Origin of the sequence: Nocardia sp. NPDC050713 (genome assembly GCF_040654315.1) — a bacterium.
Lineage (GTDB): Bacteria > Actinomycetota > Actinomycetes > Mycobacteriales > Mycobacteriaceae > Nocardia.
The window spans coordinates 438395-461025 of the sequence record NZ_JBFAHS010000003.1 but is presented as its reverse complement, the minus strand read 5'-3'; the positions used below and the strand labels follow the sequence as shown (position 1 = coordinate 461025).

The 22631-nt window shown below is 70.0% G+C and carries 24 protein-coding genes; 12 read left to right on the top strand and 12 right to left on the bottom strand.

From position 1 onward, the window contains the following. Positions 1 to 70: 70 nt before the first annotated feature. Positions 71 to 721, top strand: a complete 651-nt coding sequence (locus AB0H49_RS08650; RefSeq protein WP_357249060.1) for an MspA family porin — start codon at positions 71 to 73, stop codon at positions 719 to 721. Between the two features lie 69 nt (positions 722 to 790). Further along, entirely contained in the window at positions 791 to 1450 is a 660-nt protein-coding gene (locus AB0H49_RS08645) for an MspA family porin (protein ID WP_357248864.1), read from the top strand. A 162-nt stretch (positions 1451 to 1612) separates the two neighbouring features. On the opposite strand, the gene AB0H49_RS08640 is transcribed toward AB0H49_RS08645, so the two are convergent. The 3 genes from AB0H49_RS08640 to AB0H49_RS08630 all read right to left on the bottom strand — a co-directional run bounded on the left by AB0H49_RS08640 (position 1613) and on the right by AB0H49_RS08630 (position 4558). After that, positions 1613 to 3118 carry a long-chain fatty acid--CoA ligase gene (locus AB0H49_RS08640; protein ID WP_357248861.1) on the bottom strand — a complete coding sequence of 502 codons (1506 nt, stop codon included), beginning with the start codon at positions 3116 to 3118 and terminating at the stop codon, positions 1613 to 1615. Between the two features lie 14 nt (positions 3119 to 3132). Further along, positions 3133 to 3975: a p-hydroxycinnamoyl CoA hydratase/lyase gene (locus AB0H49_RS08635; RefSeq protein ID WP_357248858.1), complete on the bottom strand. Its 843-nt coding sequence runs from the start codon at positions 3973 to 3975 to the stop codon at positions 3133 to 3135. A gap of 106 nt (positions 3976 to 4081) precedes the next feature. Then, positions 4082 to 4558, bottom strand: a complete 477-nt coding sequence (locus AB0H49_RS08630) for a MarR family transcriptional regulator (protein WP_357248855.1) — start codon at positions 4556 to 4558, stop codon at positions 4082 to 4084. 109 nt (positions 4559 to 4667) lie between these two features. On the opposite strand from AB0H49_RS08630, the gene AB0H49_RS08625 reads away from it, so the two are divergent. Next, complete coding sequence (locus AB0H49_RS08625) at positions 4668 to 6128, top strand: aldehyde dehydrogenase family protein (RefSeq protein ID WP_357248853.1); 1461 nt, start codon at positions 4668 to 4670, stop codon at positions 6126 to 6128. Positions 6129 to 6239: 111 nt separating this feature from the next. Here AB0H49_RS08625 and pcaC read toward each other — a convergent pair whose 3' ends face one another. The 7 genes from pcaC to AB0H49_RS08590 are packed head-to-tail and all read right to left on the bottom strand — an operon-like array spanning position 6240 to position 12740. Further along, positions 6240 to 6593 (bottom strand): 4-carboxymuconolactone decarboxylase, encoded by a 354-nt coding sequence (gene pcaC, locus AB0H49_RS08620; RefSeq protein WP_355002663.1) that lies wholly within the window; start codon positions 6591 to 6593, stop codon positions 6240 to 6242. Between the two features lie 26 nt (positions 6594 to 6619). Beyond that, entirely contained in the window at positions 6620 to 8749 is a 2130-nt protein-coding gene (gene pcaD, locus AB0H49_RS08615) for a 3-oxoadipate enol-lactonase (RefSeq protein WP_357248850.1), read from the bottom strand. Then, positions 8742 to 9287 (bottom strand): protocatechuate 3,4-dioxygenase subunit alpha, encoded by a 546-nt coding sequence (pcaG, locus tag AB0H49_RS08610; protein ID WP_357248847.1) that lies wholly within the window; start codon positions 9285 to 9287, stop codon positions 8742 to 8744. The genes pcaD and pcaG overlap by 8 nt, the downstream gene beginning before the upstream one ends. Further along, complete coding sequence (pcaH, locus tag AB0H49_RS08605) at positions 9280 to 10008, bottom strand: protocatechuate 3,4-dioxygenase subunit beta (RefSeq protein ID WP_357248844.1); 729 nt, start codon at positions 10006 to 10008, stop codon at positions 9280 to 9282. Before pcaH ends, pcaG begins: the two co-directional genes overlap by 8 nt. Next, positions 10008 to 10760, bottom strand: coding sequence for a CoA-transferase subunit beta (locus AB0H49_RS08600; RefSeq protein WP_357248841.1), 753 nt, complete (start codon positions 10758 to 10760; stop codon positions 10008 to 10010). Before AB0H49_RS08600 ends, pcaH begins: the two co-directional genes overlap by 1 nt. Next, positions 10757 to 11572, bottom strand: coding sequence for a CoA transferase subunit A (locus AB0H49_RS08595; protein ID WP_355002451.1), 816 nt, complete (start codon positions 11570 to 11572; stop codon positions 10757 to 10759). The genes AB0H49_RS08600 and AB0H49_RS08595 overlap by 4 nt, the downstream gene beginning before the upstream one ends. Then, positions 11565 to 12740: a 4-hydroxybenzoate 3-monooxygenase gene (locus tag AB0H49_RS08590; RefSeq protein ID WP_357248837.1), complete on the bottom strand. Its 1176-nt coding sequence runs from the start codon at positions 12738 to 12740 to the stop codon at positions 11565 to 11567. Before AB0H49_RS08590 ends, AB0H49_RS08595 begins: the two co-directional genes overlap by 8 nt. A 165-nt stretch (positions 12741 to 12905) precedes the next feature. Here AB0H49_RS08590 and AB0H49_RS08585 point away from each other — a divergent pair, with 165 nt between their 5' ends. Next, a complete protein-coding gene (locus AB0H49_RS08585) occupies positions 12906 to 14129 on the top strand; it encodes a lipase family protein (RefSeq protein WP_357248834.1) in 1224 nt (407 codons plus the stop codon). A gap of 172 nt (positions 14130 to 14301) precedes the next feature. Beyond that, entirely contained in the window at positions 14302 to 14640 is a 339-nt protein-coding gene (locus tag AB0H49_RS08580; protein ID WP_355002662.1) for an STAS domain-containing protein, read from the top strand. 99 nt (positions 14641 to 14739) lie between these two features. On the opposite strand, the gene AB0H49_RS08575 is transcribed toward AB0H49_RS08580, so the two are convergent. Then, entirely contained in the window at positions 14740 to 15777 is a 1038-nt protein-coding gene (locus tag AB0H49_RS08575; protein WP_355002448.1) for an LLM class F420-dependent oxidoreductase, read from the bottom strand. Between the two features lie 132 nt (positions 15778 to 15909). Between AB0H49_RS08575 and AB0H49_RS08570 the strand changes: the two genes are divergently transcribed. From AB0H49_RS08570 to AB0H49_RS08550, 5 genes are all read left to right on the top strand, one after another. Beyond that, complete coding sequence (locus AB0H49_RS08570) at positions 15910 to 16569, top strand: cyclodeaminase/cyclohydrolase family protein (RefSeq protein ID WP_355002447.1); 660 nt, start codon at positions 15910 to 15912, stop codon at positions 16567 to 16569. 144 nt (positions 16570 to 16713) lie between these two features. Next, positions 16714 to 17622, top strand: coding sequence for a hypothetical protein (locus AB0H49_RS08565; RefSeq protein WP_357248830.1), 909 nt, complete (start codon positions 16714 to 16716; stop codon positions 17620 to 17622). 23 nt (positions 17623 to 17645) lie between these two features. After that, on the top strand, positions 17646 to 17891 hold the full coding sequence (locus tag AB0H49_RS08560) for a pyridoxamine 5'-phosphate oxidase family protein (RefSeq protein ID WP_357248827.1): 246 nt from the start codon (positions 17646 to 17648) through the stop codon (positions 17889 to 17891). 38 nt (positions 17892 to 17929) lie between these two features. Continuing rightward, positions 17930 to 18682, top strand: coding sequence for a L,D-transpeptidase (locus tag AB0H49_RS08555; RefSeq protein ID WP_357248824.1), 753 nt, complete (start codon positions 17930 to 17932; stop codon positions 18680 to 18682). Between the two features lie 153 nt (positions 18683 to 18835). Beyond that, positions 18836 to 19612: a hypothetical protein gene (locus AB0H49_RS08550; protein ID WP_355002444.1), complete on the top strand. Its 777-nt coding sequence runs from the start codon at positions 18836 to 18838 to the stop codon at positions 19610 to 19612. Between the two features lie 78 nt (positions 19613 to 19690). Here the strand turns inward: AB0H49_RS08550 and AB0H49_RS08545 are convergent, their stop codons facing one another. After that, positions 19691 to 20542 (bottom strand): bifunctional 5,10-methylenetetrahydrofolate dehydrogenase/5,10-methenyltetrahydrofolate cyclohydrolase, encoded by an 852-nt coding sequence (locus tag AB0H49_RS08545; protein WP_355002443.1) that lies wholly within the window; start codon positions 20540 to 20542, stop codon positions 19691 to 19693. Between the two features lie 216 nt (positions 20543 to 20758). Here AB0H49_RS08545 and AB0H49_RS08540 point away from each other — a divergent pair, with 216 nt between their 5' ends. After that, complete coding sequence (locus tag AB0H49_RS08540; protein ID WP_357248821.1) at positions 20759 to 21631, top strand: YdcF family protein; 873 nt, start codon at positions 20759 to 20761, stop codon at positions 21629 to 21631. Positions 21632 to 21799: 168 nt separating this feature from the next. Beyond that, positions 21800 to 22600: a putative protein N(5)-glutamine methyltransferase gene (locus AB0H49_RS08535; RefSeq protein ID WP_357248819.1), complete on the top strand. Its 801-nt coding sequence runs from the start codon at positions 21800 to 21802 to the stop codon at positions 22598 to 22600. Positions 22601 to 22631: the final 31 nt, after the last annotated feature.

Sequence of the window (22631 nt, the reverse complement as noted above, 5' to 3'; positions counted from 1 at the left end):
GCAGGCGCTGCCGGAGACATCCCCAGCGCCTCGATTTCCCATCGGAACAGGAAATTCGAGAACTGTCGTGATTCGTAGTAAAGCTGTGCTGACCGGCGGCAGCGTCGCCGCCGCCGTCGCCGCCGGGCTGCTCGCCACCGGCCCGGCCGTCGCCGATACCTTCGTGCCGTTGCCGGATGGTTCGAAGCAGGGTCCGGGCGTCACGGTGACGCGCACCGGAGAGCACGCGGTGATCTCACCGTCGCTGGCCGCCAACGGCGCGGGCCGGGTGGTCTGGGTATCGGGCGATGCCACCGCCGATGTCTCGGTCACGCCCGAAGGCGAAGTCGGCCCGAACAACGGTCCGGCCGACATCCCGGGGTCGAACAATTCGTCCACCCACGGCGCGTCGCAGCTGAACACCGGGTACCTCGTCGGTTGCCAGGTGAGTATCGCCGAGGACGCGATCGGCGCGGGCGTGTCGGGTGGGATCAGCACCGGCGGAGTCAGTGCCGGTGGGTCCATCGGGGTCGACGTCGGTCCGGGTGAGGTGAAGTTCGTCCAGATCGACTACAAGGACATTCCGAAGCCGGGTGTGTACTCGGTCGAATACCAGGACGCCGAGATCGAGATCCAGGGCTGCGCGGGTTACGCCCAGGCGCGCGCCTACACCGTCGTCGAGATCATCGGCGACCACTACTCCAAGACAACGCTGTACGGCGCGCCGTTCAGCATCGGCTGAGATGTCGAAGCACCGTCCTGAATTCATCTCTCGCATCAGCGAATTCGACATCAATCGAAGGTAATTGTGATGTTCAACCGTAAGAATCTGTTTCGCCTGAGTAGTGCGGCGACGGCGGTCACGCTCGGTCTGCTCGCGACCGGCTCGGCCGAGGCCGACACGTTCGTTGCGCTCCCCGGCGGGGAACTGGTGAAGACCCTCTCCGACGGCACCGTCGTCACCGTGCGTTTGGTCGGCGAGTCGGCCACCATCAGTCCCTCGCTCGGTTCCACGCCGCTGCACCGCAATGCCTGGGTGTCCGGCAGCGCACAGGTCGAGGTGGCGGGTGCGGGCGCCGACGGTGGGCTCATCCTGCCCGGGTATGTGGTCGGGTGCCAGGTCGACATCGCCGGCGGTGGCGTATCAGGTGGCGTCGACGGTTCGGTGAGCGGGGAAGGCCAAGGGACCGTGGGCGCGAACACCGGCGGCGAACTGTCGCTGGGCCCGGGCCAGGCCACCTCGTTCCACATTCTCGATCGGGAGAAGGCCGACGATTTCGGCGCTGAGTCGCACAAGCCGTACAACGTCTTCGGCGGCACGAGCGGGTCGGTCACCTGGGCGGACCAGACCATCGGGCTGTCCGGCTGTGGCGGGTACGCGCAAGCACGGGTTTTCGTGAGTGTCGAGGTCGTCACCGAGAGCGTCACCAGCTGGGTGACCCTGTGGGGGCAGCCCTTCAGCCTCGGCTGAGTTCGATACCTCCCCAGACCGCCCCGGATGCCCTTGCAGCCGGGGCGGTTTCGTCGTGTCCGAAGGCACAACAGGTTCTGCTGCCGCTACCGGACACAGCACAAAGCCCCTCGAGCCGTTGTGCGGATCGAGGGGCCGTGGTGTGCGACATCGAGCGGTGGCTCAGCCGTACTGCTTCTTGACCTCCGTCTTGCGGATCTTGCCCGAGCCGGTGGTCGGCAAGTCGTCCACGAAGACGACGGAGCGGGGAATCTTGAACCCGGCCAAGCGTTCCCGCAAGAAGGCCAGCAGTTCCTCGGCGTCGGGCTGTGTCCCCTCCCGCGCGACGACGACCGCTCGGCCCACCTCGCCCCACTTCTCGTCCGGGACCCCGATCACCGCGCAGGCCGCGACCTGCGGGTGATGGGCGATCTCGTTCTCCACTTCGGCGGGATAGATGTTCTCCCCGCCGGAGATGATCACGTCCTTGACCCGGTCCACGATGTAGGCGTAGCCGTCGGCATCGACGGTGGCCACATCGCCCGAGTGGAACCAGCCGTCGCGCAACGCGTCCGCGGTGGCTTCCGGCCGGTTCCAGTAACCGCGCATCACATTGGGCCCGCTGACGAGGACCTCGCCGCGCTGCCCCGGCGCCACCTGCGCGCCGTCGGCGTCGACCACGCGCACGTCGGTGAAGAACGACGGCACGCCGGCCGAGCCGAGCTTGGCTTCGGCGTGCGCCCGATCCAGGACGAGCACGCCCGGCGCGGCCTCGGTCATCCCGTAGCCCTGGACGAAGCCCAGGCCGCGTTCGACGTAGCGGCCGATGGTGGCGTGCGGCACCGGCGCGCCGCCGCACAACAGAATCCGCAGGCTGGACAGATCGGCGTCGGCCCAGCCCGGTTGCGCGGCGAGCGCGTCGTACATCGTCGGCACGCCGAACATCCAGGTGACGCGCTCCTGCTCGATCAGCGCGAGCACCCTGGCCGGATCGAACTTGGCCAGCAGCACCACCCGCCCGCCCTTGAGCAGAGTCGGCAAGCAGATCATGCCGAGCGCGGCCGCGTGGAACAGCGGCGCGGCCACCAGCGACACCTCGTCACCGGCGACATCGCTCTCGACGAGCACATTGACCGAATTCCAGGTGAGGTTGCCGTGGGTGAGCACGGCGCCCTTGGGCCGCCCGGTGCTGCCGGAGGTGTACATGATCAGGCAGTCGTCGTCCAGACCGACCTCGACATCGATCGGTTCGGCCGACGCGGCGGCGAGCAGGTCGTCGTAGCCGCCGACACCGCCGACGCGCACGATGCCGAGGCCCGCGATGCCGGGCAGGGCCGCGACCGCGGCATCGTGCTCGCCGTGGTGCACGAGCACGCGCGCACCGGAATCGGTGAGTGCGTACTCGATCTCCGCCACGGCCGACCGGTTGTTCAGCGGCACGAAGACCGCGCCGAGCCGACCGGCAGCGAAGAGTATCTCCAGGTAGGCGGGATGATTCGGGCCGAGGTACGCGACCCGGTCCCCCGCGCCGACGCCGAGGGCGCGCAGGGCCTGCGCGGCGCGGTCGACCCGCTCGCTCAGCTGCGCGTAGGTGATCTCCCGATCATCCGCGGTGACGGCGACGGCCGTCGGTGTCATCCGGGCGCGGCGCGCAGACCACGAGCCGAGCCCCCGATTCCGCACGTTCATCCCTCTCCTCGCGGTTATTTGGCAGGGTCGAAGGCGCCGAGACCGGGCCGGTAGGTCTTGTCGTCGAGGAACTGACTCAGACCCTTCTCCCGGCCGCCTTCGACATCGAGCGTCCGCGACTGGTCCAGCTTGGCGTACAGGTAGTCCTCGGACTGCGCCCAGGTCATCTCGGCGGCGAACTTGTAGCCGACCTTGGCGGTGTGCAGCACCACCTGATTGAGACCGGCCAGCTTCAGCGCCAGCTCGCGGGTCCGACCGCGCAGCCGATCGGCGGGCACGGCCTCGTTGACCAGCCGCATCTCGGCGGCGCGAGCGCCGTCGAAGGGCTCGCCGGTCATGATGTAGTACAGCGAGTCGCGCTGGTTCACGGTGGCGGCCATGGCCTTGGTGACCACCGACCCCGGCGGGATGCCCCAGTTCACCTCGGACAGGCCGAACTGCGCCTTCTCGTCGGCGATGGCGAGGTCGCAGGCGACCAGCGGGCTGAAGGCGCCGCCGAAGCACCAGCCGTTGACCATCGCGATGGTGGGCTTGGCGAAGTAGGACAGCCGCCGCCACTGCCATTCGGTGCTGGCCCGGCGCGCGCGATTCTGTGCCGCGACCGTGCCCGCGGCCTCGATCTGGCGGAAATACTCTTTCAAATCCATTCCGGCGGAGAAGGATTCACCCGCACCGGTGAGTACGAGCACGCGGCACCGGTCGTCGTACTCGAGCACGTCGAGGGTCGCGCACATCTCGTCGTTGAGGGTCGGGTTCATCGCGTTGCGCTTCTCCGGCCGGTTGAGCGTCACCCACGCGATGCCGTCGTCGAACTGCACGTCGACGGTGTTGCCCCAAGGTTCGGCGCTGCTGTCCATCACACTTCCTTTATCAGTATTGCTGATGATTTCGGGGACAGGTCTACCCCACCCGATCCGGTCCGTCAATACCTGTTTCCACTCCCGGTATGGACGCCGAAACCGTTCAGCCGATGGTCATTTCGCCCAGATCGCGAGCGCCTGCCTCGGCGGCGAGTGTCGCGGTGCCGTGCGCGAGCACCGCGCGGAATTCCGCGCGACGGCGCGGGCTCAGACCGTTCAGAAGCTTGCCTTCGATCGCGGCGACCAGCGGCTCGGCTTCGCGCAGGACCTCGCGCCCGTGGTCGGTCAGGGCAGCCACCAGGACCCGTCGGTTGGCCGGGTCGCGGTCGCGGCGAATCAGGCCGCGTTCCTCCATCGTCTGCACCATGACGTTCATGGTCTGCGGACGCAGGAACGACCGGCGCGCCAGCTGCGCCGAGGACAGGCCGCTGCGGCGTTCCAGCACGGTCAGCGCCGTGTATTGCAAGGTGGTCAGGCCCAGCGGGCGCAGCGCGTCGTCCATCAGCGCGCGCACCGCCAGTTCCAGTTGCTTGATCAGGTACAGCGTCGATGGTGCTTCGGGTTCCGGCCGATCGGTCACCGGGCCATCTTTGCACCGCGCGACCGTCCGGCAGCCTTTCCGCGCCTTGGGTTTCCATTCAATGAAAGTGCCGTAGTGGCCCCGGCCACAGAAAGCCCATCGTGGCACCATGCCCATTTCTCGTGCTCTTCTGATCGGCGGCAAGGAGGTTCCGGCCACGTCGGCGCGGACCACGACCGTGATCGATCCCTGGTCGGCCACCGTCTACGCCACGGTCGCGGCCGCCGCGCCCGCCGACGTCACCGCCGCCGTCGACGCCGCCGACTCGGCGTTCGCCGACTGGGCCGCCATGCCCCCGTTCGAGCGTCGCGCGATCTTCCTGCGCGCCGCCGATCTGCTGGACGCGCGCGCCGAGCAGGCCATCGGACATATGGCGGGCGAGGTCGGCGGCGCGGCGCCGTGGGCAGGCTTCAACGTCATGCTCGCCGCGAACGTCTTTCGCGAGGCCGCCGCGGCGATCACCGCGTCCCGAGGTGACGTACTGGCCTCGGGCGCACCCGGTGTGCTGAGCATGGCCGTGCGCGAACCGCTGGGCGTCGTCGCGGCGTTCGCGCCGTGGAACGCGCCGATCATCCTGTCGGCGCGTGCCGTCGCCGCACCGCTGGCCGCGGCCAACACCGTGGTGCTGCGGCCCAGCGAGGCCGCACCGATCTCGAGCGGGTTGCTCGTCGCCGACGTGCTGCACGAGGCGGGGCTGCCCGCCGGTGTCCTCGATGTGATCACCAACGATCCCGCGGACGCGCCCGAGATCGCGCGCACGCTGATCAGCGACGAGCGGGTGCGCGCGGTGAACTTCACCGGGTCGACCGGGGTCGGCCGGATCATCGGTACCCTCGCCGCCGAGCACCTCAAGCCCGCCGTGCTGGAACTGGGCGGCAAGAACTCGATCATCGTGCTGGACGACGCCGACGTGGACTACGCGGTCGGCGCCGCGGTGTTCGGCGCGTTCGCCAACTCGGGCCAGATCTGCATGTCGGCCGACCGGGTGCTGGTACACGAGTCGCTGGCCGCGGAGTTCACCGCGAAGTTCGCCGCCGCGGTGGCCGGACTGCCGACCGGTGATCCGTCGGATCCGCAGACCGTCATCGGTCCGATGGTGAATCCCGCTGCCGCCCAGCGCATCGCGGGCCTGGTGGCCGACGCGGTCGCCAAGGGCGCGACGGTCGTGGCCGGTGGCGGCGAGCCGGAGGGGGCGCTGCACCGCGCGACCGTGCTGACCGGTGTCACTCACGCGGCGAACCTGCACCACGACGAGGCCTTCGGCCCGCTGTGCGTCGTGGACACCTTCGCCACCGACGCCGAGGCGATCGCCATGGCCAACGACACCGAGCACGGCCTGTCGGCGGGCATCATCACCGAGAACGCCACCCACGGCCTGCGTGTCGCGGCCGGCCTGCGCACCGGCATCGTGCACATCAACGACCAGTCCGTCGGCGACGAGCCGCAGGCGCCGTTCGGCGGCGTCCGCGACTCCGGTTACGGCCGCTTCGGCGGACGCTGGGGCATCGACGCGTTCTCCAACACCCGCTGGGTCACAGTGGCCACCGAGCAGCTGCCGTTCCCCGGCTGAATTCGGTCCGGCCGGATCACCCCCGGGTGGTCCGGCCTTGTCGTCGACCGGTCGGTGGTGCGCGAAAGCCCGGCTCCTCGTGGGAGCCGGGCTTTCGTCTGTGCGCCTGCCTTATTCGGCGGCGGATTCGCGCAACACCCGGTCGGCGATGGCGAAAGCGCTGTTGGCCTTGGGAATTCCCGAGTAGGGGGCGGTGTGCAGGAGCACCTCGGCGATCTCGGCTTCGGTGAGGCCGTTGCGCAACGCGGCCCGCACATGCATGGCGAGCTCGTCATGACAGCCGAGCGCGGTGAGCACCGACAGCGTTATCGCGCTGCGGGTGCGGCGGTCGAGGCCGTCGCGGGTCCACACACCGCCCCACGCGGCCGCGGTCAGGTATTCCTGGAACGGCCGGGTGAATTCGGTGGTTCTGGCCTGCGCCCGGTCGACGTGCGCGTCCCCGAGGACGGCCCGCCGCACGGCCATGGCGGCGTCGTTGTTCGGATCACTGGTCACGAGCACTCCTGGAGATGGTCGGTGATGGCGGTCAGGAACGAGCCGGGCTGTTCGACAGTGCCCAGGTGCGCGGCATCGCCGATGATGCGGAACCGGGCGCCGGGGATTCGATCGGCGATCGCCTTGCCGTCGTCCGGCGGGAACGCCGGGTCCTGCGCCGTCGACAACACGAGGGTCGGCGCCGTGATCGCGGGCAGGTCGTCGAACAGGTCGATCTCGGCGAGCGCCTCGCAGCAGGCGGCATAGCCTTCGGCGGGCGTGTCCGCGGTGAGCAGCCGTTTTTCGGCGACGACCCTCGGGTGCGCTGCGGCGAACTCCGGCGTGAACCACCGCCGCGCACTGGCGGTGGCGATGGCGGCCATCCCCTCGGCCCGCGCCTGCGCGGCCCGAGTGCGCCACCGCGGCGGATTCCCCGGCCGAGCCGACGTGCAGCAGGCCACCAGCCGCCGCACCCGCTGGGGCCGGTGCCGCGCCAGCCACAAGCCGGTCATCGCACCGAGCGAGATCCCGACGACGTGCGCCGACTCCACCCCGTGCCGATCGAGAACCGCTTCGAGGTCACCGCCGAGATCGGCGAGCGAGTACGGTCCGAGCGGGACCGGCGAATCGCCGTGGCCCCTGGTGTCACACCGGATGACCCGAAACCCGTTGTCGGCCAACGGCCGCACGTAGTCGTCCCAGATCGACAGGTCGCTACCGAGGGCGTTGACGAGCAACACCGCCTCGCCCGAGCCGTCGCCGTAACTCTCGCTCCGCAGGTCGACCGGCCCGGTTGTGCGCGGCCCGCCGCCATCGCGCTGTCGGCCCGAGTGCTCGGCCAGAGCTCGCCCGAGGAAGAACCGCGTGCTGCCGAGGTAGGTGGACGGTTCTACGAGTGCCTCGATCTCGGCGCGATCGAGCAGCCCGGCCAGTCTCGGGTGCGCCCGCAACGCGTCGGCGAAGGTGAGCCGGTCGTCGGCTCGAGCCACGCATTCCTCCACCACCGTGTGTGCTGCCAGCCTGCCCAGCTGGGGTATCAGCGCGGTACTCACCCGTTCGGCCAGCAACGCACCGCCGGTGGCAGCCAGATTGCGGCGCATCCGCACCGGGTGTATCCGCAAGCGAGACAGGCTGGCCCGCAGCCACGACACCGCCGATCCGGTGCTGCGGAGCAGTTCGGTGAAGGGCTGCCATTCGGCATGCCACGACCCTGCCCCCCGTTGCAGGTCGGGAGCGGCGGCCAACAGGGTGGCGACGAGGCCGGGGGCTTGCGCGGCCGCGGCGACGGCGCAGACCGCGGCGATCGGGTTCCGTTTGTGCGGCATGGTCGACGAACCACCGTGGCCCGGCGCGTGTTCGGACACCTCGCCGATCTCGGTTTGCGACAGCAGTGTGAGGTCGCGGCCGATCTTGGCCACGGCGGCGGCGAGAGTGCCCAGCGCACCGGCGATCTCGGTGATCCGGGTGCGGTCGGTGTGCCACGGCAGTTCGGGTTCGGCGAGGTTCAGGCGCCGCGCGAAGGCGGCCGACGTCGCCGGACCGTGCGCGCCGAGGGACGCCAGAGTGCCTACCGCACCGCCCAATTGGACGGCCAGCTGTTCGACCCGCACCTGGGCCATCCGGTCGGCCGCGGCCCCGAGTGCCGACAGCCAACCGGCGGTGGTGAGGCCGAAGGTGATCGGCAGGGCTTGCTGCAGCAGACTCCGGCCGACAGCGGGGGTCGCGGCGTGCTGTTCGGTCAGCCGCGCCAGCAGCTCGGTACAGGCGGCGAGATCCACGAGCAGGGCGTCGATGGAGCGCGCGGCGATCAGCATCGCCGCGGTGTCCATGATGTCCTGGCTGGTCGCGCCCAGATGGACCACGCCTGCCGCGGCCGGATCCGCGACCCGCGCGGTCAATGCTCGCACCACCGGCGCCGCGGGGTTGCCGACGCCGGTTGCCGCCGCGCCGATCTCGGCGGCGTCGTAGAGCTCCGGCCTACAGGCGGCGGCGATCGCCTCGGCGTGCTCCGGGGCGATCACCCCCGCGTCGGCGAGCGCTCCCGCCAGGGCCGCCTCGACGTCGAGCAGGGCGGTCAGCCAGGCGACATCGCCGGTCTCGGCGGCCACCGGTCCGGCGGCACGCAGCGGCCCGAACAGCTCAGACATCGAAGAACACCGTCTCGAGCTCACCTTGGAGGTGAATGTCGAAGACATAACCGTCGCCGGTCCGCCGCGCGAGCAGCCGCTCCCGGCGGGCCGGTTCGATCGAACTCAGCACCGGGTCGGCGGCATTGGCGGAGTCGAACTCCGGAAAGTAGATCCGGGTGACGACGCGGTGCAGGAGTCCGCGGGCGAAGACCGACACATCCAGATGCGGCGCTTGCACCGCCGTGCCCCGAGCCGGAAGTTCCGGCGGGACAACCGTATGAATGGCGTACCCGCCGTCGCGCGTGTCACTGCGCCCGAAACCGGCACGCGCCGAACGGGATCGACCGGGCTCGGCGAACGCGGTGGGGTCGACCTGCCAGGTCTCCACCAGCGCGTCCGTGATCGGCTCGCCCGCGCCGTCGAAGACCTGTCCGCGGATCCACACCGCGCCCGCGGTGCCCACCGGCGCGGCGAACGGGCCGTCGGGCCAGGTCAATCCGATGTGCAGATAGGGCCCGACCGTTTGAGATGGCGTCGAGAGCAGGTATTCAGTCATCGTGCGGCTCCTCGAACGGGGTGGCGTCGCGCCCGCGCAGGACGATGTCGAACTCGAAGTTCATCGCCCATTCCGGCTGTGTCCCTTCGAGACTGAACCGGGAGATCAGGCGGGGCCGCGCCGCTTCCGGCACCGCGTTGAAGATGGGGTCCTGGGCGAACAGCGGGTCGTCGGGGAAGTACATCTGGGTCACCAGCCGCTGGGTGAACGCGCGGCCGAACACCGAGAAGTGGATGTGCGCGGGCCGCCAGGCATTGTCGTGATTGCGCCACGGGTAGGCGCCCGGCTTGATCGTGGTGAACGAATAGCGGCCCTGGCCGTCGGTGAGGGTCCGCCCCGCGCCGCTGAAGTTCGGATCGAGCGGAGCTGGCCAGCGATCACCGGTGTGCCGGTAGCGGCCAGCGGCGTTGGCCTGCCAGATCTCGATCAGCGAGTGCGGGATGGGTGTGCCGTCGCCGTCGAGCAGCCTGCCCGAGACGATGATGCGCTGACCCAGCGCCTCACCCGCGTGCTGCCTGGTGAGATCGGCGTCGTTCGGGCCGAGGCGGTCCGCACCGAGCGCGGGGGCGCTCACCTCGGTGAGCAGGTGCGGCAGCACGACCAGCGGCCGGGTGGGATGCCGCAGCGCGGTGGAGCGGTAGGCCCGCTCGTCCAACGCCGGGTGCGTACCCGGCGGATCGGGACGGTAGGCGAGGGTGTTCGGCGAATCCGTTCGGTTCATCACGCCTCCTGCAGCGCCCGCAGGGCCGAGAGCTCGGCCGCGGTAGGTGGTGCGGTGACCGACAGCTCGGGTGCCACGCGGAGTTCCCATCCGGTGGCGGCGGCCACCCGATCCACGGTCACGCCGGGGTGCAACGCGGTGAGGACGAGCTCAGCGGTCTCCGGATCAGGCCGCAGGACACCGAGATCGGTGATCACGGTGGTCGGGCCGGCGCCGGGCAGGCCGAGTTTCGCGCGGTCGCCGAGTCCGCGACCATGTCCGACCGAGGTGACGAAGTCGACCCGGTCGACGAAACTGCGCTTGCTCTGGCGAGTCACCACGAACACCTCGCCGCACGAGGCCGCGATCTCGGGTGCGCCACCGGCGCCGGGCAGGCGGACGGCCGGGTCGGCGTAGTCCCCGATCACCGTGGTGTTGATATTGCCGTACCGATCCAGTTGCGCCGCACCGAGAAAGCCGACGTCGATGCGCCCGGCCTGGAGCCAGTAGTTGAACATCTCCGGCACGCCGACCACGGCATCGGCGGTGTCGGCGAGAATCCCGTCACCGATGGAGGCGGGCAATCGGTCCGGCTTCGCGCCGATCGCGCCGGATTCGTAGATCAGGACGAGATCGGGTGCGTGCAAGCGCCGTGCCAGATTGGCTGCGGTAGAGGGCAAGCCGATGCCGACGAAGACTCGCTGACCACCACCGAGCGCACGGGCCGCGGCGATCGACATCATCTCGTCCGCGGCGTATTCGAGCGTTGTCATGCCGTCGCCTCCCCATCGGTCAGTTCTTTCAGCCACCGCTGGAACGCTTCTCGGTCTCGTCCGATGGGATCCCACTCGGCATACGCGTCGTTGTCGCGTTCGTAGTAGCCCTGCGCGTACGAAGGCCACGCGCCGCCGGGGACGACGGCCACCGCACCGATGACCCAGTGCGGCAACACGATCGCACCGGGCATCGGGGTCAGCTCGTCGACCAGTTCCTCGACGGTCACCAGAGCGGTCCGCGCGGCGAGCACCGCTTCCTTCTGCACGCCCAGCAACCCCCACAGCTGCACGTTGCCGTGCCGATCGGCGCGTTGCGCGTGGATGATCGTGACGTCGGGGTTCAGCGCGGGCACCGCGGCAAGCCGCTCCCCGGTGAACGGGCAGTCGATGAACGCGACGGTCGAGGTGACCCGCGCGAGATCGGTGCCCGCGTAACCGCGCAGCACCGCGAACGGCAGCCCGGACGCGCCCGCGACATAGCGGTTGGCCATGCCCGCGTGGCTGTGCTCCTCGATCTCGAGCGCGCGCGGCCACTGCCGCTGCACCGCTTCGCGGAACCGGTGCAGCGAGCCGACACCCGGATTCCCGCCCCACGAGAAGACGAGCTTGCGCGCGCAGCCGGCCCCGATCAGCTGGTCGTACACCAGATCCGGTGTCATCCGCACCAGCGTCAGATCGCGACGGCCCTGCCGGATGATCTCCTGACCCGCCGCCATCGGAATGAGATGGGTGAAACCTTCCAGCGCGACGGTGTCGCCGTCGTGCACCAGCGCGCGCACGGCATCGGCCAGCGACATGATCTCAGCCATGGCTGCCTCCTCCGATCGGCAGGCCCGCGTAGTTCTCGGCCAGTTCCCTGGCCGCCGCGGGGGAGTCCGCGACCCGGCGCAGCTGTGCGAGCTGTAGTTGGGCGTCGAAGTCGTCGCCGTGGCGGTGCAGCATGCTGGTCATCCACCAGGAGAAGTGCGTGCAGCGCCAGACCCTGCGTAATGCGGTGTCGGAGTAGTTATTCGCGAGTTCCGCCGAACCGTCGGCGAGCAGCGCGACCAGCGCCTCGGCCAGCAAGGCCACGTCGGCGACCGCGAGATTGAGTCCCTTGGCCCCGGTCGGCGGCACGATGTGGGCCGCGTCGCCGGCCAGGAACAGCCTGCCGTGTCGCATCGGGGTGGTGACGAAACTGCGCATCGGCAACACGCTCTTCTCCAGCACCGGACCGGTTTTCAGGTCCCAGCCGTCGAGGTGCAGCCGGGTCGCCAGCTGCTCCCAGATCCGGTCGTCGGACCACTCCTCGATCCGCTCGGCCGGGTCGACCTGTAGGTAGAACCGGCTGACGGTGTCGGAACGCATGCTGTGCAGCGCGAAACCGTTCTCGTGCCAGGCGTAGATCAGCTCGTCGGTCGAGGGCGCGACCTCGGCGAGCACGCCGAGCCACGCGAACGGGTAGGCACGCTCCCAGCTGCGGCGCTGCGGCATGGCCTGCTTGCTCGGCCCGTGGTAGCCGTCGCAGCCGACGACCACGTCCGCGTCGATCCGCCGCGCGACACCGTCGGCGTCACGGAAGGTGACGTAGGGCCGGTCGGTCGTCAGATCGTGCGGCGCGACGTCACCGGCTTGATAGAACGCCTGCTGACCTGCCTTTTCGCGCGCGGCGAGCAGATCCTTGGTCACCTCGGTCTGCCCGTAGACGTAGACCGCGCGATTGGCCGACTCGACGAAGTCCATATGCCTGCGCTCCCCCGGCCACTGCAGATAGATTCCGCGGTGCTCGATGGCCTCGGCCGAGAGCCGTTCGCCCACACCCGCTTTCCTGAGCACGTCGACGGTGCCCGACTCGAGGATCCCCGCGCGGATGCGGGAACTCACATGGTCGGCGGTCTGTCGTTCCACGATCACCGAATCGATGCCCGCCAGGTCGAGCAACTGCGCAAGCAGCAGCCCGGCCGGACCGGATCCGATGATCGCGACTCGGGTTCGCATGATGGTTCGAACTCCTCATCTGGGCTGGTAGGTGAGGCCTAGAATGTCCCCGCTACCAGCCGCGACACCATGCCGCCTTCCATTCAATGGAAACCGGGCGCGGCGGCATCGCCCATCGATGATGTGCTGTGACCCGCACCATTCCCGGACCAGTAGGAGCATCAGATGACCGGCCACCGACGCGGCGCGTTTCGCATGGTGAGCACCGCGCTCGCCCTCGCCGCCGCCCTCTCCCTGACCGCATGCGGCAGCTCGAACGACGACGCGACCCCGGTCCAGCTGACGGCGAAGGCAGGCCCGGCCGGCACCACGTTCTGGGACATCACCGACCAGCCGCCCGCCGATGCCGAGCCGGGCGAGATCTACTGGGCCCAACCACGATCAGATGCACCGGCAGGCGCCCAGGGCTGGAACGTCGTCTACGTCTCCGAGATCCGCCCCGGCGTCAAGGCTTACGTCTCCGGCGAGATCTACGCGCCGGTCGGCCGCTCCGACAGCCCGCGCGACCTGGTCCTGTGGAACCACGAGACCACCGGACTGGCCGACAACTGCGCCCCGTCGCGACGCAGCCTCGGCGCGGGCGAGGAGTCCAGGGTGCCCGGCATCGAAGCGCTGCTCGCCCAGGGCAATGTGGTCGCGATGAGCGACTACCCGGGCCAAGGCCTGCCCGGGGCCACGTACTACATGGTCGGCGACGTGAACGCCCGTGCGTCCCTGGACATGCTGCGTGCGGTCCGCACGCTGCCCGAACTGAACACCTCGAATCGATACGTCGAGTACGGCTGGTCGCAGGGCGGCGGTACCACCATGCATGTCGAGTCGATCGCCCGCGGCTACGCGCCGGAACTCGAAGGAATGGGCGCCGGGCTCATCGCCCCGGCGGTCCGAATCCGCGACCTGACCCTGAACTCGATGAAGGGCCCCGAGAACGCGGGCTATGTCATCGCGACCCTGCCCGGCATCAAGGCCGCCAACCCGGACCTGCGCTACGCCGACTTCCTGAACCCGAACGCGATGGAGATGCTGCCGGTACTCGCCGACGGTTGCTTCGACATGTGGACCGCCGCCCAGCCGCTGCGCGACTACTACAAGCCCGAGGCGATGGCGCCGGGCGCTCCCTGGTCGAACGCGATGGCCGCGGCCGACGACTTCCGTCCCGCGGGCGCCATGCCGTTCACGATCTACCAGGGCGCCGAGGACATCACCACCCCCGCCGAACTCACCGCCCGTGAGCGCACCGCGCTGTGCAAGGCCGGTTCGGCGGTCGAGTACAACGAATACCCCGGCCTCGACCACGAGAGCGTCGTCGCTCGTGGCGCCGAACTCTTCCCGGCGTGGGCGGCCGACCGCTTCGCGGGCGAGCAGGCGCCGAGCAACTGTCCCGCCTGACCGTATAGCGCGGTTGCTGTAGGGTCGACCCGTACGAAAGCGCCCTCGGTGCCCCCACCGAGCGGCGCGAACCGTCGGAATCTGCGGGACGATGCGGCAGGATCGGGCGGTTCATGGCAGATTGTTTTGTGTGACCAACACTTCCGGAGACGCGTATCCCATGGCGGACACGATGACCACCTCCGTCGCAGTGCGTGACGGTGCGACCGTGCTCACGGTGGCCGGCGAGGTCGATCTTGCGACCGCGCCCGCACTGGAAACCGCGATCGAGGGCATCCTGGCGAGCAAGCCGACGGCATTGATCATCGACCTGACCGCGGTCAGCTTCCTCGCCTCGGCGGGGATGGCGGCGCTGGTCGCGGCGCATCAGCGGGCCGGGGAGGCTACGACCATCGCGGTGGTCGCCGACGGACCGGCGACCAGTCGTCAGCTCAAGATGACCAGCCTGGATCAGGTCTTCGCGCTGCACTCGACGCTCGAGGCGGCATTGTCCTCGCTGCGATCCAACTGAGCCGCGAGGCGACCCAGCCGCGACTCGACCGAGCTGCGACACCACCAGACCCGAACGCGACGGCGTCCCGGCACGCAGGCCGGGACGCCGTCGTTTTCGTCAGACCAGCTCGCGCAGCTGCTCGATCAGCTTGACCCGCTCGGCGGGCGTGGCGGCCATCGGCACCACGTTCAGCGCGGTGACGCCCGCCTCGCGGAAGGCCGCGACGCGTTCCTTGACGAAACCGGCCGGACCGACCAGCGAGATGTCGCGGACCAGCTCGTCCGGCACGACCTTGGCGGCCTCTTCCTTCTGGCCCGCCAGGTACAGCTCCTGGATGCGGTCCGCCTCGGCGCCGTAGCCGTACTTGGTGGCGAGGGTGTGGTAGAAGTTCTTGCCCTTGGCGCCCATGCCGCCGATGTACAGGGCCAGGTGCGGCTTGACGAACTCCAGCAGTGGCGTCACGTTCTCACCGATGGCCAGCGCCGGACCGGCGAACACCTCCAGCTCGCCGAGGGCCGGATCGCGCTTGGCCAGACCCGCGTCCAGCGACGCGCCCCAGACGTCCTTGGCCCGCTCCGGCAGGAAGAAGATCGGTTGCCAGCCTTCGGCGATCTCGGCGGCCAGCTCGACGTTCTTCGGGCCGAGCGCCGCGAGCAACACCGGAATGCGTTCGCGCACCGGGTGATTGATCAGCTTGAGCGGCTTGCCGAGACCGGTGCCCTCGCCTTCGGGGAGCGGGATCCGGTAGTGCTTGCCCTGGTACTCGAGCCGTTCCCGGCGCCACACCTTGCGGCAGATCTCCACCAGCTCCCTGGTGCGCCCGATCGGCGCGTCGTAGGGCACGCCGTGGAAGCCCTCGATCACCTGCGGACCCGACGCGCCGAGGCCGAGCAGGAACCGGCCCTCGGAGACGAAGTCGAGGCCCGCGGCGGTCATCGCCGTGAGGCTCGGGGTGCGGGTGTAGATCTGCAAGATGCCAGAGGCCAACTGCAGCCGCTCGGTCTTCGCGGCCAGGTACCCCAGCGCGCTGACCGCGTCGAAGGAGTACGCCTCGGGCACGAAGACCGTGTCGAGTCCGGCCCGTTCCAGGTCGGCCACTTCCGCCGCCGCTTCCTTGAAGCCGCCCGAGTAGTTGATGCCCAATCCGATCCGCATGTGCTCAACATAACCGCAGGTTTGCACCGGCCGCGCACCGGCTGTCCGACGCGGCGGTCCGGCCAGGGTGCGCGCGGCGGCAAGCGGTAGCGTGATCATCAGTTCACGCCGCCGAAGAACGAAAGGCCACCCGTGTCGCAGCCGAGCACGTCGTCCCAGGAAACCGCGTCTTCCTTCGGTGAGGTCACCCTCGCGCGGTACCTGACCGATCTGGCCGCCAAGATCCCCGCGCCGGGTGGCGGCGCGGTGGCCGCGCTGCACGCCGCGCAGGGCGCCGCGCTGATCGCCATGGTCGCCCGGTACACGACCCGCGCGAAGGACGCCGAGCACCGGCCGATCGTGGACCGGATCATCGAGGCCGCCGATGCCGCCCGTGACCGCGCGCTGGCCCTCGCCGACGCCGACGCGGCCGCGTTCACCGCCGTCGGCGCCGCGTACAAGCTGCCGAAGGACACCGACGAGGAGACCGCGGCACGCACCGAGGCCATCAACGCCGCCCTGGTCGAGGCCGCGCGGGTCCCCGCCGCGGTGGTGGACGAGGCCGACGAGGTGCTGTCCCTGGCCGCGGAGCTGCTGCCGATCGGCAACCCGAACGTCGTGACCGATATCGGCGCCGCGGCCGACGCCGCCCGCGCCGCCGCGTCCAGCTCGCAGCTCAACATCGAGATCAACGTGGCCTCGCTGCCCGCCGCGCTGGGCGACAAGTTCGCGCCCGCGTTGCTGCGCATCGAGGAGATCACCGCGCGCGCCGACGCCCTGCACGCCGAGGTCGTGCACGTCGTCCGCAGCTGAATCCCGTCGGCGACACGCCGATAGGAAGACACGCCGACAACATTCCGGTGTGGCGGCCCTGACCAGCGGCGTGTCGGCGGATGCGCGAACCTTCGTACCGAAGGGTCTCCCGGGTCACCATGGCCGGATCTACGGTTGATGGTCATGAGTGACGCTCCCCCGTCCTCCGAGACGCCCGGCGACCCGGCGCTACAGGTGCGCGAGCGACGCGCGCACGCCTGGAGCAACTACCGTGCCGCGCGCATCGCGCTGGCGGATCTGCGCATCCGGACCAATCTGCGCGGCAGGCCCGAGTGGCTCGGCCGGCTGCCGGGCGGGCCGTACGAGCGCGCGGAACGGCGGCTCGACCGGCTCCGTCGCGAACTCGGCAGGCACGGCGTCGGCGCCGACGAGCATTCGTGGGGCGTGCTCTCGGGCGGGGAGACCACCACGCTGAGCGGCGTGGTCGGGATCGAGGCGACGATCGCCGCCGTCGCGCCGCGTTTCGCGATGATCGCGCCGCAGTGGGCGCGGCAGCTGCGCGCCCTCGCCCGTGACTGCCCCTACGTGCGCGAGCAGGCCGCCGAGGGCGACCGCACGTCCGTCGACGAACTCACCTATCGACTGGCGGAGGCCGTGCGACTCGCGCCGTCCGAGGCGGCGCGGCAGCGGCTCGTCGATCACCTGCCCGGCGAACTGCGCCCGATTCCTTCCGATGTCATGCGGTTGCGCAGGAGCGGGCCGGGACCGATCGAGATCGAGTTCGAGATCCACACCAGCACAATCGAACTCGACGGCATCACGGTCACGCCCGCGCTGCGCGGCATGGGCCTCGGCACTGCGGGCCTGGTGCACCTGTGCCGCACGGCCGACGCGCACCACCTGCACATCGCCGGTCAACTGCTGCCCACCTTCCGCGACGACGAGGCGACGGTCGCCGCGCTGGCCCGCTGGTGCCGCGCGCACGGTTTCACGGTGCAGGAACGGCTGGGCGGGCGCATGTCCCGTCCTCCGGCCACACCCAAGCCGGAATCCCGGCCGATCCGTCCGCTGGGCGGCGCGCCGCAGGCGTAGCGAACGACGAGGAGGAGGCCGCGGTGGCGTTCACCGAGCAAGAGATCACCTACCTGCGCGCCCAGCCGCTGGCCAGGCTGGCGACGGTGGATCCGGACGGGCAACCCGACGTGGTGCCGGTCGCGATCGAGGTCGAGAATCCCGGGCTGTGGATCTGCGGCGCGGGCGAGCAGGTGTTGCGGAAAAAACCGACCGGTTTTATGAATATCTCCCCGGAATCATGCCTCACATGTTCGGCAAGCCGGGTTGATCATGAAGGCGTAGGATAGTTTTCCGCGTACCACACCATCTCGAAAGGGGTGGAGCCATGCGGAGCGTTCTTCGCAACCTGTTCCTCGCGACCGTTGTCGTCGCTGTGGCCGTCTTCGGCTCGGGCGCGGCGGCGGCGACGCTGATCGGCCCGGCATTCGCCGACAGGATCACGGCGATCACGCCGACCGCCGGGCAGGAAGTCGGCGTCGCGCACCCGGTCACCATCCAGTTCACCGCACCGGTCACTGACCGCGCTCGCGCCGAGCGCCTCGTGAGCATCGGCTCGGCAGGCCCGCTCGACGGCACGTTCGCGTGGGCGAACGACCGCGAACTCACCTGGACGCCGACGGACTTCCTGCCCGCGCGCTCCGACATCACCGTGCGATTCGGGAACTCCCGCACCGAATTCCGCACCAACGAAGGCGTTTACGCCGAGGCCGACATGTCCGCGCACACGTTCACCGTGAGCATCGGCGGCCAAGTCGTGCGGAGCATGCCCGCGTCCATGGGCAAGCCCGGATTCGAAACACCAACGGGCACTTACCCGGTGCTGGAGAAGTTCCGCTCGGTGGTCTTCGACTCCCGCACCATCGGCATCCCGCTGAGTTCGCCGGAGGGATACCTGATCAACGGCGAATACGCCGAACGTCTGACGTGGGGCGGTGTTTTCGTGCATTCGGCGCCGTGGTCGGTGGACTCCCAGGGTTATGCCAACGTCAGCCACGGCTGCATCAATCTCGGGCCCGACGACGCCGCTTGGTATTACGAGACGGTCGGCATCGGCGACCCGGTGAACGTGCACTGGTGAGGCCGCGTTCGGAGGTTCTCCTCTCCTCGCGACGCGCCCCGGACGTTTCGCGGAAGCCAGTTCCCTGGCAGTATCGTGCCGGGGAGCTGGTTTCGATGTGGGATGCACCCGACGGCGTGACCTGATGAAGGCGGGGAGATGGAACGACCGGACATGACGACACGACCCGGACGGGGCATGATGCCGCGCCCCGCCGCGCCCGGGACGCCGCCGTGGCCCGGCGAACAGAACTATCACGGCGAAACCGACTATCGCGGCGAGTGGGCGGACTGGGTGCCGCGGCGACCGTACGACTCGGCGGCCGAGCCCGAATGGGAACCCGAGGCCGAATTCGTCCCGGAGCCAGCGCATTTCCCCGAGGAAGACGTCTTCGCGCGGATGATCGACCGCTCCCCCAAGCGCCCGCCCATCAAGCGCTGGGCTCCCGCGCTCGTCGCTTCCGTCGCCGCGCTGGCGATGACCGCCGCGGCGTTCCTGTACTTCCGCGGCGATCCCGCACCGCAGCCCACCGCCGCCAACAGCCCGGTCCCGACAGCCGAGCCGGTGGCTCCCGCCACCCGATGCCCCGCGGAGCGCGTGGGCAACAAGATCCAGGGAAACGGCGACGGCGGCACCGATTCCGGGCCGGGCGCGATCTTCGCCTTCCAGTACGCGTATTACGTGACGCGCTCCGCCGAACAGGCGCGCGCCGTGGTCGCGCCGAACGCCTCGGTGCCGACGGTGGCGGCCATCCAGCACGGCATCGACAGCATTCCCGCGGGCACCACGCACTGCGTCGCGATCACGCCGGGCGCCTTCGCGGGCCAGTATCGCGTGGTGATCACCGAGAACCGGCCGGGCCGCGACCCGATGACCTACAACGCCCAGCTGGTCAGCGTGGCGCGGACGGGTGACCGCACCCTGATCACGAGTATCGCCGCGGCGGGCTGAGCCGAGGTACGACAGCTCGCGGCGGGCCGTGGCAACTGGTGCCGCGGCCCTGTTCGACGGCGGCGCTTCCTACACCTCTCAGCCGCGCAGTTTCTCGGCGGCCGCGACCACGTGCCGCATGAGCAGCGCGGTGGTCACCGGGCCGACGCCGCCGGGGACGGGACTGAGTCCGGCGGCCTTGCCGCGCACCGAGTCCGCGTCCACGTCGCCGACGATGCCGCCGTCGGGCGCCTCGTTGGTGCCGACATCGATGACGACCGCGCCCTCGCGCACGTGCTTGCCGGTGACCAGCCCGGCCCGGCCCGCGGCGGCGACCACCACGTCGGCGGTCGCGGTCACGGCCGCGAGGTCGGCCGTGCGCGAATGGCACACGATGACGGTGGCGTCCTCGGCGAGCAGCAGTTGCGCGAGCGGCTTGCCGACGATGTTCGAGCGGCCGACCACCGCGACCAGCTTGCCGCGCAGCGGGATCTCGTGGTGCTTCAGCAGTTCCACCACGGCCTCGGAGGTGGCGGGCACGAAACCGTCCAGACCCGCGGCGAGCAGGCCGAGCGAGAGCGGGCTGACCCCGTCGACGTCCTTGTCCGCGGCGATCGCCGAGCTCACGTCGTCCAGCGAGACACCGGCGGGCAACGGGGTTTGCAGCATGATCGCGTCGTAGGAGGTGTCGGCGCTGCGCGCGGTGAGTTCCTCCCGAATCTGCTCCGCGGTGGCGTCGGCGCCCAGATCGATACGCTCGCAGGCGATTCCGAGCCGCTCGGCGGCCTTGCGCAGCGAGTTGACATACCAGGCGCTGGCCGGATCGTCGTTGGCCACGACCAGGGCCAGCCGCGGGGCGTGTATGCCCGCGGCGAGCGCGGCGGTGCGCTCCTTGGTGTCGGCGTTGATGGCGGCGGCGAGTTCCTTGCCGGTCAGCGAAAGGGTGTCCACGGGGTGACAGCTTAATGGGCGCGGCCGCACGCATTCCGTCAGCAACCCGCTGGCCGGGTCGAGCTCGGACGGCCGCGCGAATCGACCGGGCGATTCGGCCACGCAATTACCGGGCTGCGGCGGGGTCCGGTCGTATCGTGTGGAGAGCTTTGCCCGGCCAACTGCCAGCTGACGTACCGAAAACCCCGTTTCACGCGTGGAAAGGTGTCGACTGTAGTGAATATCTCGAGGCATTGGAGAATCCTGGTCGCGACAGCGTTCGCGACGTTCACCCTCACCGGCCTGGCGGGCGCGCCCGCCCAGGCGTCCCCCGAAACCGACGCCCTCTACAACTCCGCCCAGCGCCACTTCGTCGACGGCAACGACGGCGCGGGCCTCGCCGATCTGCGGGCGCTGATCGGCGCCGATCCCCATGACACCGAAGCGCTCTCGCTCCAGGCGATCTGGTCGCACTACGCCAACGATCTGCTCGGTCTCGCCGACGCCATGGGGCGGTTGCAGATCGCCGATCCCGAGCTGGCCGCGGGCACCGGCCACGTGCTGCACGCGATCAGCGCCGCGGTCGGCACACTGCCCAATCCGCTGCCCGCGCTGGTCGGCCCGCAGACCGGGATCGTCGTGCTGGGTTACGGTCTGCTGCCCGACGGCGCGCTGCGCCCCGAGCTGGTGAACCGGTTGACCGCGGCGTGGATCCAGGCCGTCGCGTCGCCGTTCTCGCCGATCGTGGTGACCGGCGGCAACCCGCAGAACGGGATCACCGAGGCCGAGGCCATGCGCAACTGGCTGGTCGAGCGCGGCATCCCGGCCTCGCGCGTGCACGCCGAGAACCGCGCGGGTTCGACGGTGCAGAACGCGCTGTACAGCAGCAAGCTGCTCCGCGACGTCGGCGCCACCAGCGCGGTCGTGGTGACCTCGCCCAACCACATTCGCCGCGCGGTCGCGGACTTCATCGTCGCGGGCACCCACGTCGTCGGCGCCATGACGTCGCTCGAGCAGCTGGTCTCCCAGCTCCCTCCACCCGCCCGCCACGCCCAGCGCGGCATCTACCTCGACGCCACCCGCACCTTCCAACTCGCCACCTCCCGCTAGACACGCGCGGCCCGCGGCCCGATCGAGACGTTCTCGGTCGGGCCGCGGAACGTCTCGTGCCGATACCCGGGGTTGTATCGGTGACGACGACAACGCGGCCAGGCGGCGATCCGGGCCGAGGAGGCGCCGGAGGGGACTTCGAGACAGGGCCTGGGGCAGGATGGCCGGGTGTCTGGTGTGGAGGTCGCCGAGGTGGCGGCGCAGCTGCGGGTGGCGGGGTGTGTGTTCGCCGAGGAGGAGGCGCGGCTGTTGATCTATGCCGCGGAAGAGACCGGACGCGATATCGATGGCCTTGTGGCGGAACGGGTTTCCGGGATGCCACTCGAGCACCTGCTGGGCTGGGCGGAATTCCGCGGGTTGCGGGTGGCGGTCGGGCAGGGTGTGTTCGTGCCGAGGCAGCGCACGGCTTTCCTGGTCGAGGAGGCGCTCGCACTCGCGAACGCGATCGAGCCGACGCCCGTGGTGGTCGACCTGTGCTGCGGCTCCGGCGCCTTGGGTATGGCGCTGGCCACCGCGCTGATCGCCCAGGGGCAGACGGTCGAACTGTCGGCCGCCGATATCGAACCCGCCGCCGTCGAGTGCGCCCGCCGCAATCTCGCTCCGCTCGGCGCGGCCGTGTACGAGGGCGACCTGTTCGCGCCGCTGCCCGCCGCCCTGCGCGGTCGCGTCGACCTCTTGCTCGCCAACACCCCGTACGTGCCCTCGGACCACATCGCGGACATGCCGCCCGAGGCCCGCGACCACGAGCCGCGCACCGCCTTGGACGGCGGGGCCGACGGTCTGGACATCTTCCGTCGCGTCGTCGCCGACGCGCCCGATTGGCTCGCTCCCGGCGGACACCTGCTCGTCGAATCGAGCCCGGAGCAGGCGATCGTCGCCACCGAGATCCTGAACGAGCGCGGCCTCCTCGCCCGCGTCGCGGAGTCCGAGGAGCACTACGCGACCGTCGTCATCGGCACGCGTCCCTGAGTGTCACCCGTGGGCACAAGCCGCGGACGGC